This is a genomic window from Pseudomonadota bacterium, assembly GCA_039815145.1.
In the GTDB taxonomy this organism is placed as follows: domain Bacteria; phylum Pseudomonadota; class Gammaproteobacteria; order Steroidobacterales; family JBCBZW01; genus JBCBZW01.
Genome location: JBCBZW010000142.1, coordinates 1 through 12088, shown reverse-complemented (window position 1 = coordinate 12088; position 12088 = coordinate 1). Strand labels below are relative to the sequence as shown.

The 12088-nt window shown below is 65.4% G+C and carries 9 protein-coding genes; 3 read left to right on the top strand and 6 right to left on the bottom strand.

Features of this window, described 5'->3' with window-relative positions; all coding sequences use genetic code 11:
- Positions 1-442: 442 nt before the first annotated feature.
- The gene (locus tag AAF184_21755; protein ID MEO0424976.1) at positions 443-2269 is read right to left on the bottom strand and encodes a PQQ-dependent sugar dehydrogenase; all 1827 of its coding nucleotides are present in this window, start codon (positions 2267-2269) and stop codon (positions 443-445) included.
- Positions 2270-2434: 165 nt separating this feature from the next.
- On the opposite strand from AAF184_21755, the gene AAF184_21750 reads away from it, so the two are divergent.
- Together AAF184_21750 and AAF184_21745 are read left to right on the top strand one after the other, a co-directional pair.
- Positions 2435-3283: a PhzF family phenazine biosynthesis protein gene (locus AAF184_21750; GenBank protein MEO0424975.1), complete on the top strand. Its 849-nt coding sequence runs from the start codon at positions 2435-2437 to the stop codon at positions 3281-3283.
- 34 nt (positions 3284-3317) lie between these two features.
- Positions 3318-4379 carry a D-cysteine desulfhydrase family protein gene (locus tag AAF184_21745; protein ID MEO0424974.1) on the top strand — a complete coding sequence of 354 codons (1062 nt, stop codon included), beginning with the start codon at positions 3318-3320 and terminating at the stop codon, positions 4377-4379.
- 44 nt (positions 4380-4423) lie between these two features.
- Here AAF184_21745 and AAF184_21740 read toward each other — a convergent pair whose 3' ends face one another.
- The 4 genes from AAF184_21740 to AAF184_21725 all read right to left on the bottom strand — a co-directional run bounded on the left by AAF184_21740 (position 4424) and on the right by AAF184_21725 (position 8824).
- The gene (locus AAF184_21740; GenBank protein ID MEO0424973.1) at positions 4424-5902 is read right to left on the bottom strand and encodes a YdiU family protein; all 1479 of its coding nucleotides are present in this window, start codon (positions 5900-5902) and stop codon (positions 4424-4426) included.
- Positions 5903-5941: 39 nt separating this feature from the next.
- Positions 5942-6241, bottom strand: a complete 300-nt coding sequence (locus AAF184_21735; GenBank protein ID MEO0424972.1) for a hypothetical protein — start codon at positions 6239-6241, stop codon at positions 5942-5944.
- Between the two features lie 72 nt (positions 6242-6313).
- A complete protein-coding gene (locus AAF184_21730) occupies positions 6314-8236 on the bottom strand; it encodes a VCBS repeat-containing protein (GenBank protein MEO0424971.1) in 1923 nt (640 codons plus the stop codon).
- A gap of 171 nt (positions 8237-8407) precedes the next feature.
- Positions 8408-8824: a hypothetical protein gene (locus AAF184_21725; protein ID MEO0424970.1), complete on the bottom strand. Its 417-nt coding sequence runs from the start codon at positions 8822-8824 to the stop codon at positions 8408-8410.
- A gap of 507 nt (positions 8825-9331) precedes the next feature.
- On the opposite strand from AAF184_21725, the gene AAF184_21720 reads away from it, so the two are divergent.
- Positions 9332-11038 carry a CRTAC1 family protein gene (locus AAF184_21720; protein ID MEO0424969.1) on the top strand — a complete coding sequence of 569 codons (1707 nt, stop codon included), beginning with the start codon at positions 9332-9334 and terminating at the stop codon, positions 11036-11038.
- 73 nt (positions 11039-11111) lie between these two features.
- Here AAF184_21720 and AAF184_21715 read toward each other — a convergent pair.
- Positions 11112-12088 (bottom strand): hypothetical protein (locus AAF184_21715; GenBank protein ID MEO0424968.1); only part of this gene is annotated, 977 nt, incomplete at its 5' end.

Here is a 12088-nt window from a genome sequence, read left to right as displayed (position 1 = left end):
CGATCGATCTTGACCGATCGCTAATAATGCTACAGGAGTGAACGTAATGTTGTCTTCTGTATGTATTGTTGCTCTTCAGTGCACAATAGAAATTCTCTCAGGATGAAGCTGCATTAACGAGACCAATAAATCCATGTCAATTCTGTCTCGTACAGGTCGGACATATCTTGCACGTGGGGCTAGAACATTAGACTCGGGTCTCGAAAAACGTTAACTGCGCCTGCTTTTGTGCGCAGCAGTGCTCACAGAGCCTTCTACATGACCAATAAATCCATGTGCTTCGTCTTATGTTACCTGTAGCCGCAGCTACAGGTGACTTTGCGCAACGCCGAGCTCGCGTCGCTGGTGCGCGGGTATGGTGGGCGGACTTGTGCAGAGCTTCCCTAAGCAAAGCAGGGGGCGGCAGGACGCCGCCCCCAAGACATCACGACGAGTAGCGGCCTTAGCTCACGGCACACCCGGGGTTGGTGCAGTTCTGCACGGCGTCACGCAGATCGGCGCGGGTGATGAAGCCGTTGCCGTCCACGTCGCGGGGATCGTCCGGACCATCCGCCAGCGTGCCCAGGGCGAGGAAGATCTCGCGCAGGTCCACGCGGTCGACATCGCCGTCGCCGTCCACATCGCCCGGGATGTCCTCGACGGTTTCCGCCGTGATCTGGAAGATCGTGCCGCTCAGGAAGTCGGCGCCGTACAGCTCACCGCGGTTGTCCTCGCCGAAGGTGGTGAAGAGCACCTGACCCGCGGGAAGTACCACCGTCTCGATCAGATCGTTCACCGGACCCGCTAAGGACCGGATCGACGAGTTGCAGAAGTCGGAGAAGAAGTACTGACCCTGGATCGCCGGGAAGTCTTGCCCGCGATAGACGAAGCCGCCCGTGACCGAGCAGTTGCCATCGACCGCGTGCAGGTACTCGAAGACCGGGTCGACATAGCTGCCGTTGCAATCGCTCAGGTCGAACTCCTGCGAGCCCTCGAAGCAGCGCCAGCCGAAGTTCAGGCCACCGCCAGCACCGGCGGTCACGAAGTCGATCTCCTCGACGTCGTTCTGGCCCACATCGCCGATCCACAGATCGCCCGTGTCACGGTCGAAGCTGATGCGCCAGGGGTTGCGGATACCGAGGGCGTAGATCTCGTCACAGCCCGCGCCGCCGGCGCCATCATTGAAGGCGTTCGACGCCGGGATGGCGTAGTTGGCCTCGCTCACCAGGGTGCAGTCCGGCGAGTTGCCAGGACCTGGCGGGGTGTCCACGTCGATACGCAGGATCTTGCCCATCAAGGTCACGGGGCTCTGGGCGCGGTCGTTCGGGTCACCGCCACTGCCGCCATCGCCGGAGGCGATGTAGAGGAAGCCGTCGGGGCCGAACTTGAGGTCACCGCCGTTGTGGTTGCTGAAGTCCTGCTCGAACTCCACAAGCACCAGCTCGCTGTTCGGGTCCGCGACGTTGGGATCGCCGGTGACCTGGAAGCGCGAGACGCGGGTGCGATCGAGGCCGGGGCCGGGATCGAAGATGTAGTTCACGTAGAAGAAGCCGTTCTGATCGTAGTCCGGGTGGAACGCGATACCGAGCAGGCCCTCCTCGCTGTTGTTGAACTTCACGCGGTCCTCGATATCGAGGAAGTCCGCGGGCGGCACCTGGCCGTTGCCGTCGATCAGGCGCACCTTACCGCGCTGTTCGGCCACGAAGAGCCGCTCATCACCGGCGTTAGCCAGGGCGACGGGCGCGTTGAAGCCGCCCGCCAGGGCCACCAGTTCGATGACGCTCGGGTTGGGCGGCGGGGGCGGCGGGGGCGGATCCTCGAAGCCGTTGATCACGGTGATCGTCAAGCTGTTGGTGCCCACACCGTCGCCGGCGAGGTCGAGGTTGCCGGTGGTGGAGTTACCGGCCGCGTAGAGGATGGCATCCGTATCGTAGTTAGGTGCCGTCCAGTCGAAGGTGAAGACGAGCTGACCGCCACTGAAGGCCTGCGGCTCGGTGTGGGCCAGTTCGCCCTCGATGATCTGGGTCGTGGCGTCGCCCGGCACGAGTTCACCGATGCCATCCGACACGGAGACGTTGAGGCCACCGGTCACCCCCGGACCACCGGCGATGGTGACCGTGTAGGTATTGCTGGTACCGGCGTCCACGGTGGCGGGGCCGGTGATGGTGACGAAGGGCACGGGTGCACCCGGTGCGTGGCACACGGTGCAATCACTGCCACCGTTAGTGTCTGGGTTACCGCTGAAGCCATTGCGACCGAAGCGGCTTGCCTCGGCTTGTGGCGCAGCCATGCTGGCGAGAATTATCCCTGTGGCAAGTGCCAAGGGGAGCGAGTTGCGAAAGTCCATTATTTGGAACCCCCATTCCTTTAGAGTTGTTCGCAGACCCTATCATGCGGCGCCCGTGCGGCGTCATTATTTTCTGGTGACATCGGGACGAGAGGCGCCGAACTCGCGATGACAACCCCTTTCCAAATCGTCGATGTGTTCTCCCCCCGTGCCTTCGCCGGGAATCCCGTGGCGGTGGTGTTCGCCGATGCGTCGCTCGGCACCGACACGATGCAGCGCATCACTCGTTGGCTAAATCTCTCCGAGACCTGCTTCGTGCTGCCCACCACGGAGCCGAAGGCGGATTACCGCGTGCGCATCTTCACCCTCGAGCGGGAGCTGCCCTTCGCAGGCCACCCCACGTTGGGCACGGCCCACGCGTGGCTGCGCGCCGGCGGTGTGCCGCAGAGCGAGGATGAGATCGTGCAGGAGTGCGGCGCCGGCCTGGTCCGCTTGCGCCGTAGCCCGCAGGGGCGTCTTAGCTTCGCCGCGCCGCCCCTCGAGCGCTCCGGCCCCCTCGATCCCACGAAGCTCGCGGAAATCGCAGGCGTGCTCGGCATCGTCCAAGACGCGATCGTCGATGCGGCCTGGTGCGACAACGGCCCGGGCTGGGCCGGTATCCTGCTCCCCAGCGCGGAGGACGTGCTGGCGTTGAAGCCCGCGAGCGCCCACCCGACGCGGATCGATATCGGCGTGGTCGGCCCTTACACGGCCGACGAGCTGGCAGCCGTCGAGCTAAGGGAATTCTTCAGCGACCACACGGGCGCCCTGCGTGAGGATCCGGTCACGGGCAGCCTCAACGCCTCGATCGCCCAATGGCTGGTGGGCAGCGGCAGACTCGAGGCCCCGTACCTCGCAAGTCAGGGCACGGCCCTCGGCTGCGAGGGACGCATTCACATCGAGGCGGACGCCACCGAACAACTCTGGGTGGGCGGCGAGACCCACACCCGGTTCGAAGGCGAGACCCACCTCGCCTAGGCGCGATGAGCGAGCATCTCCTTGAGACCACCACATGATTGATGCCAGCGCGTTGAGCGATCTCCTCGCGAGACTCGAGCAGCTGCCGCGCACTCACCTGGCGCTGCTGCCAACGCCGATCCAAGCGCTGCCCAACTTCGGCAGATCGCTCGGCGGCCCCACCCTGTGGATGAAGCGAGATGACCTCTCAGGCCTCGAGGGCGGCGGCAACAAGACGCGCAAGCTCGAGTACCTGGTCGGCGACGCGCTCGCGCAAGGCGCCGACATGTTGGTCACCGTCGGCGCCATTCAATCGAATCACACGCGGCAAACGGCGGCGGCCGCCGCCAAGGCGGGACTCAAGTGCGCACTCCTGCATTGCGCATGGACTCGAGATGCCGGCCCCGAGTATCGCAAGGTCGGCAACCTGCTCCTGAGCCACCTGCTGGGCGCGGACCTGTACGTCGATGAGACGGAACGCCCGATCGAAGACCAGGGCCCCCTCGAGGCGTTCATGGATCGCCTGAGGAGCGAGGGCCACACCCCTTACCTGATCCCGGGCGGCGCCTCGGAGCATCGACTCGGCAGCATGGGCTACGTGGGCTGTGCCGCGGAGATCGCTGCGCAGATGGCGAACACCGGGCTCGCGTTCGACTACCTCGTTCATTGCACCGGCTCGAGCAGCACGCAAGCGGGTTTGTTAGCCGGGTTCGCGGCGCTCGGCGTCGAGACCCGCGTCATCGGCGTGTCCGATGATGACGAGACAGCCATCAAGAAGGCGCGCGTACTCGAACTCGCCAACGCAGCGTTGCAGACGCTGGGGCTGACCGCGAGGGTTACCGATCAGGCTGTCGACATCGTCCCCGCCAACGACAACGCCTACGGTGTGCCGGATGAGGCGATCATCGAGGCGATAAGGTCGCTAGCCAGAAGCGAGGGACTCATCGCGGACCCCGTCTACGAAGGCCGCGCGATCCGTGGACTCCTGAACCTGGCGGCCGAGGGTCGCTTCGAGAAGAGCGCCCGGATACTGCTCATGCATCTGGGCGGATCCCCTGCGATTCACGCCTACGCGTCGCAGTTCGGTCCCATCGCACTGCGGCCGGTGACACGCTGAGTTCGTTGCACGCGTCTTCCAGCCGCGTCGTGTGGTGATTCCCCCTAGGTACCGCAGAAGGTCTGCCGCACCTCCTCATCGTCCGTGGGCGCCAGCGCCAGGTGCGCGTAGGCGTCGCGCCAGGTGAAGGGATCGCGCGCCACCTGCAGTAGCTCGTCGAGTCGGGTGTAGTCTTCGGCGTCGTAGGCGGCTCGAATCGCGTGCTCCACCTGGTGATTGCGGGGGATAAAGGCGGGGTTCACCCGCGTCATCGCTGCTTGGCGCAGGGCATCGCCCTGGGGTTCCGCTTGCAAGCGTGCCCGCCAGTCAGCGAGCCACGGGTCGATGGCCTTGGTGCTGACGAACTCCGCGCGCAAGGCATCATCCTTCGTGTCCGCTTCCGCGCCCAGGGCGCTCAGCGCACGGAAGGTGCGGGTGAAATCTGCCTTGCCCTGCTCCATCGCCTCCAGCAGGCGACCGACCAGCGACTGGTCGTCCGGCTGCTCCAGGGCAAGCCCCACCTTGGCTCGCCACCCGGCCGCGAGGACCGTGCCCAGGCGCTTCACATAGCCATCGAGCACCCCCTCCACCGCTGCGATCGCGCGCTTCTCATCCTCGTCGATCAGCGGCAGCAAGGTGTCCGCCAAACGACCGAGGTTCCAGGCACCGATCATCGGCTGATTGGAATAGGCGTAGCGGCCACGTTGATCGATCGAGCTGAATACCTTATTCGCCTCGTAGGCGTCGAGGAACGCGCAGGGGCCGAAGTCGATGGTCTCGCCGACAATGGAGACGTTGTCCGTGTTCATCACGCCGTGGATGAAGCCGACGAGCTGCCAGCGCGCGACCAGCTCCGCCTGGCGCTCACAGACGGCCTCGAAGAGACCCAGCGCCGGCGTTGGGTGATCGCTCAAGCTTGGATAGTGGCGCCGGACCACGTAGTCCACGAGCGTGCGCAGGGACTCGAGATCCTGGCGTGCGGCAAAGAACTGGAAGGTGCCCACGCGCACGTGCGACTCGGCGATACGCACCAGCACGCCGCCCGGCTCCGGTCCGCGCTGGCGCAGTACCGTGTCGCCGGTGCGCACGATGGCCAGCGCGCGCGTGGTTGGGATGCGCAGGCCCGCCATGAACTCGCTCACCACGTACTCGCGAATCACCGGCCCGAGGGCGGCGCGGCCATCGCCGCCGCGGGAGAAGACGGTGGCACCGGAGCCCTTCAGGTGCAGGTCGTAGCGTGTGCCATCGCCGGCCAGGAACTCGCCGAGGAGCACGGCGCGCCCGTCGCCTAGCTGGGGATTGAAATGGCCGAACTGGTGGCCAGCGTAGGCCATGGCGATGGGTTCGGCGCCGGGCGCCGCCGCCGCGCCGGCGAGCACAGCCGCGCCCTCGCGAGACCCGAGGGCGGCGCTGTCCAGGGTGCCTAGCGCCTTCAGGAGCCGTTCGTTCAGGCGCAGGATGCTAGGCGCCGGCACCCCGCGCAGGGGCTGGTGGGCGTAGAACCGCTCGGGCAGGCGAGCGTAGGTGTTGTCGAAGGGAATCATGGCGCCGATGGTACGCCACCCCACCGCTACGCGCGCAGCCTAGAGTTTCTGCTTCGCCACCCAGGCGACGTGGCGGCTGATCGCCTCGTCCGCGCGCAGCGCCTCGAGCGAGGCGAACTCCTTGGCCAGGCGCTTCTCGTCGTAGAGGTCGTGGATGCCATCGTGGCACAGACGGCAGATGTCGATGCCTAGGTTCAAGAACTCGCGCGAGTAGTGCTTTCGGTAGTACGGGCGGCGATGGAGCTTGCGCGGAATCAGGTGATGGAAGGTGAGGGGGCGTTCGCGCTCACACAGGAGACAGCGACCGTACTTGCCGCGGCGGCGGCCGAACTTGAGCACGCTGGTGGTGACCTGTCCCCGTTGCGGCGGTGGCGATCGCCACCGCCGCAATCCGTCAGAGACGCAAGCTCCCTAGGGCAGGGAGTCCACGCTGGACCCACGGCAGGAGGCGAGTTCCACAGCCTGCACGAAGCTGCCGCAGTTCGGCGCCGGCACGTTGAGATCCCCACCGAAGTTACCGTTGCCGTCCGCCGTGAACACGTTCAGCACGTTGATGCTGTCCAGGCCCAGCGGGAGCCCGGGACAGGGGCTGGCCGCCGGCAACTCCCGCGCGCGCAGGCCGTCGCTGCGCAGGACGATCACCCGCGCCCCCGGCGTCGCGCCGGTTCCGTCAAAGTTGACGACGCCCGGGCAGCTACCGGTGGGATCCATGGAGAGGCCCAGGGCGCGGTTCTCCCAAAACTGGTTAGCCACCGCCCCGAAGCCGAACACGCCGGTGCCATCGGCGCCGGTGATGTAGATGTCGAGGTCGCCGTCGAGGTCCATGTCGATCACGTCCGCGGACATGCGCTGATAGGCACCGTTGTCCGGGAACACGACGCCCGTGCCGGGATCCGTGGCGTTGGTGAAGTTACCGTTGCCGTCGTTCACCCAGACGCGGATGTTGTCGTTGGGGTTGGTGACCACGGAGGTGCCGATGGCGTCGATGTCGCCGTCGAGATCGATGTCGGCCAGTTCCACATCGTAGGTGAACTGCTCGGCACCGGGCAGCACGCGACGGGTGAAGTTACCGGGGGCCAGGGGGTTGTTGATGAAGACCACCGAGCTGAAGGAGCCGACGATGATGATGTCGTCGAGGCCGTCCGCGTTGAGGTCACCGGCGGAGCCTGCGAAGCCCGTGGCGTCGAGGAAACCGTTGAACACGAAGGCCGGCACGGGCAGTTGGCCGTTGTGGCGGAACAGGGCGGCATCGCCGCTCTCATTCACCAGCACCACATCCGGGAAGCCATCGTCGTTGAAGTCCGTGAAGAACGCATCGTGCATGGAACCGCTCGGTGCGCTGGCCGTGACCGTGTCGCTGAAGGTGGTGCCGCCGCCGTTGATGTACACCTGGCCGCGGGTGCTGAAGCGGAAGGCCGCGAGGACATCGACGAAGCCGTCGAAGTTCACGTCCCAGTGACCGATGTCATCGGGTGACCCACTCGGGAAGTCAGGGTTCGGGAACCAGGCGGTCGAGTCCTCGACGAAGCGGCCCGGCATGCCGTTGAAGTTGTTCATCACCACGCGCACGAAGGTGTTGGCCTGGCTCGCCGCCTGCACCCAGTCCGGCAGGTCGTCGTTGTTGAGGTCGATGAAGTCGGCATCGTAGGCGACGGCGTCGCCGACGAAGTTGCCGCCGGGCAGCACGGTGGTCACGAAGGGACCGTCCGTGTCGGCCGCGTTCACCGGCTCGAAGTTGATGGGCGTAAAGTACAAGCCGAGGCGGTTGATGCGCAGCACCTCGTGGGTGCCGTTGCCCTGGTTGTTGGAGTTGTTGTCGATGATGTCGGGGTAGCCGTCGCCGTTGATGTCCGCAACGTCTGCATCCTTGGTGCGCGCGGTGTTGAAATTGCCGTCGCCGAAGAAGCCGGAGACGTCGAAGTCATCGTCCAGGCGGGTCTTTTCGAACAGGTCGAAGGTGGCGCCGCCGGCGCTGATGATCTCCGCGGCGATGGGTGCGGAGGTGCCGTCCGCCATGGTGACGCTCACCTGCACGCCGCCGAGGCTGACGGGGCCGTTGGTGCCGCCCGCCGGTACGCGGATGGAGATGTAGTCGTCGCGCCAGACGTAGGGCACGCCACCGGCCGTGACGGCGCCGCCGCCGGCCGCGGCGAAGGTGACCCCGCTGACGCCGGGCTGGTAGGTGCCGAAGCCGCTGCCGCGCAGGATGATGCGCTCATGCACACGTTGGGCGGTCGGCGAGACACTGGTGATAGTCGGCGCCGCAAAGGCACCGGCGCAGGTAAGTACGCCGCATCCCAGCAGCGCAATACTAGCGATTCTATTAGCAAACATTGATCGTGAACCCCGATTATCGTTGTGGTGTATGCCTAGTCGAGTCTAGCAGGCTGCTGCAAACAGCGTACGTTGGTGCGGTGCGCGCACGAAAAAAAAGGGCCTCCCGAAGGAGGCCCTTTTCCACTCCCGCGCAACTCGCAAGAAGCAAGTGCGTGGAGAGCTGCTTGATTAGTCCATCAAGCGGGGCAGATTGCCGCGAGCAGCGAAGGTGCAAGCACCCGGGATAACCGTGTACGGCTGATCCGCCTGGTAGGTGATACCAGTGGTCAGGCCGAACAGGTTGAACAAGCCGGACACGCCGCCCTTGAAGACGAAGCTGAAGTCATCGAAGCCGCCGCAAGCGAAGTTGCCCGGGGTGCCACAGATGACGCCGCGAGCGCCCGCCGCCAGCGGGATTACGTTATCGATGTTCACTGCGCCGGCGCCGCCGTCACAGAAGATGTCCCACGAACCGCCAGACTCGCCGGCGTCGATGGTGATGCTGTCGCAGAAGTTGTCGAAGGTGATGCAGTACGGGCCGATTTGTGCGTTAGCGGCACCAGCGGAAAGCGTCAGTGCAGCCAGTGCCAGAAGGATTCTCTTCATTGTGATCCCCGATTAGTTTTCGTTTGAGGTTTGGTCCGGTAGCTCCCATGCCGCCGGTGCACCGAATGTAATCTGTAAATTCACGGAATAGAAGACCCACGAAGCATCGAATTCTCCCGAGTGGCGATGTGCAGTTGCGGCATCGACCCCGATGACACCGATACCACCGGGGAATCGGCTGCGCTTCCCTGAACAGAATCAAGACAACATCTGGATGGGGCAGCAAGCGTGCAACCTATCCCTAGCGTTAGTATGGCATCGCACCAAGCCCTCTCTCAGGCGACGATCTAGCCCCTCCCCAAGCGTTATGTATTGACTGCACCGCAAGGTGACAATAATTTGGATTCACGCTTGGCGGATCGCGTGGCATCGAAACGTCCGGCGCGGTAGACATAAGGTGCTTCAATCGTTAACTAGGGTCTTCAGCTAAAGATGAATACAACGACACGGTGGTGCGTTGCCGCGGCAGCGACACTCGCCTTTGGCGGGGCGCACGCGAGCGAGCGCGTGCAATTCGCCGATGCCTCGGCGTCCTCCGGACTCACCAGCTTTCAACACTTCTCTTACGGCTTCGGCGGCGATGGGCTCGCTGGCGCAGCCTGGTTCGACTACAACAACGACGGTCTCCTGGACCTCTACCTCACCAACGGCAAGGACGCGACGGGCGAGGTCGCGGGCCGGGTCGGCTTCGAGAACGCCCTGTTCGAAAACCAGGGCGACGGCACCTTCCTCAACGTAGCCGCCGCCAAGGGCGTCACCTCAGGCGCCGGTGATTCGGGCGCGATCGCCGCGGACATCGACAACGATGGCGACCAGGACCTGTTCCTCACCGGGGATGGCGGCATGCTCGGCGAGGACCCCCTGACCGGCGTGCAGACGGTGGACACGGGCGTGCGCCTCTTCATCAACCAGGGCGCGCCGGATTACACCTTCGTCGAAGCGGATAACGAAGCGGTGGGCCTCACGGGCTTCGAGACCACGATGAGCGCAGCCTTCGGCGACATCGACAGCGACGGCAAGCTCGACCTCTTCGTCACCGCCAGCGGCACCCGCGGCATCGGCTGCTCACCGCCCAACGGCTGCTTCGAGGACGATCCCACGATCCAGCTGCACAAGAGCCGGCTGTACCTGAATCGCTCAGGCAACGGCGAGATCCGCTTCCGCGACATCACCGACTCGTCCATCATCGGCGACACACAATACGGCGCCCTGGCCACCGCCTTCTCCGACTACGATCGGGATGGCCGCATGGACCTCTTCGTGGTCAACGGCGTGCTCACCACCTTCGGCCCGACGCCGATCCAGCTCTACCACAACCGCGGCATCGACGCGGTGGGTCGCACGGTGCTGTTCGACGACATCACCAACCAGGTGGGCCTGGAGCCGCAGAGCGCCTGGATGTGCATCACCGGCGCCGACTTCGACGGTGACCTCGGCATCGACTGGTTCATCACCAATACAGGCAACGGCCAGCGTCCCCACGCCCTGTACCACTGGTCCGCGCGCCAGGGCCGCTACAACGATGTGGCCGAGCTCACGCAGTTGAACGGCCCGAGCCCGAGCCCGGCGGACTACTTCGGCTGGGGCGCCGTGGGTGAGGACTTCGACCTCGACGGCCGCGCCGACCTCTTCTTCGGCGGCAGCCCACCGCCGCTCGAGGGCACGGGCCCGAACAACCCCGGCGTGCTGCTGATGAACGATCCGCCGACGCCGATCTTCGCCGACTACACGGCGGACACTACCGTCGACATGTCGGACTGGTACACCTCGGGCGTGGCCGCGGCGGACTACGACAACGACGGGCGCGTCGACATCCTCGTCGCCACCGACAGCTGGGACGGCGACGGCCGCTCCCCGGAGCTCACGGGCACGCCGGTGCTGCTGCGCAACGAGACCGTGAACGACAACGCGTGGATCACCCTGCGTCTGCAGGGCAACGGCGTCGACACCAACCGCGACGCGGTGGGCGCACGTGTGCTGCTGATCGTGGGTGAGCCGCCGAACCGCACGATCCAGGTGCGCGAGATCTACGCGGGCTCGAGCTTTCTCTCCATGGACAGCCCCTGGATGACCTTCGGCCTCGGCCAGATCGAGCCCGGTACCCGCATCCTCGCGGCCATCGACTGGCCCAACGGCCCGCAGACGCCGGGCAACGTCTGGGACGTACGCGGTCCGCTCACGCCGAATCAGATCGTGGACATCGTCCAGGACTGAACCGCGCGGCCACAAAAAAGCCCCTCCCCGCCTGACGGCGAGGAGGGGCCTTTGAGGCTCCTCCTAGATTAGATCAGCGCACGATGCGCAGCGGCTGCGACGCCAGTGCGATCTCCTGCTGCATGCCGTTGATCCCGACCACCACGCGGTACTGGCCCGGTGCCACGATCGAGGGCAGTTCCAGGAACCCGCGCTGCTGCACGCGATCGCCGAAGCGGTACACCTGCGAGCGACTCCGCTTGGACGCGAGGACGCGGCCATCGGCGGTCTGCAGGCTCACCTCGAAGGGCACGCGCACCGTGTCCTTGCGGTTGTGCATGATGTCGAGGTCGAAGGCCACCACGGAGCCCGCCCGGGCCACGTTGCGGTCCAGGGCGATGTTGAGGGCACAACCGGCAGGCTCGTTGCCGCCGTAGGTGTGGATCACGGTGATCGTGTCCGATGCGCCCGCGTCCAAGGACACCGTGTACTCGGTGCCGATGAAGCCATCGGCAGGATCGACGACGCCGGGCGGGAAAGCGCCCGAGTTGCCGTTGGTCTCGTAGCCGACGCCAGCGATGAGGGTGCGCCAGCTGTCGGGCACGCCGAAGGCATCCCACACTTGCACGTCCGTGCCGAAGCCAAAGGGCGGCGGTCCATCAGGCGGCTCGATGCCGTTCTTGCCACCGTAGTAGACATCGCCCGTCGTGCCGCTGAGGGTGACGGCCGTGTCCCCCGGCGCGTCGGCTTCCTGTTGGTAGACGTAGGTACCGAGGTTGCCCCCGATGCCCATCGTGCCGACTTCGTCGTCGCCGAAGTCGGCGGTGAGCCAGACGAGATCGCCGTCGAAGGCGCGCACCATTTCGAAGGCCGCGGGCGAGTCGGCGAGGTTGGTGATCGTGTAGTCCTGGCGCACGATCGCGCGATTGCCTTCGGATGCCGATACCGTCTGCGTGAGGTCAAAGCGCAAGAGCGTGCCGCCGCCGCGCACTTCAAACTGGCTGACGGCCGTGTCGTCCACACCATCGCCGTTGGAGTCACTCGTCACGTTCGCCGCGGTGACCACGCTGG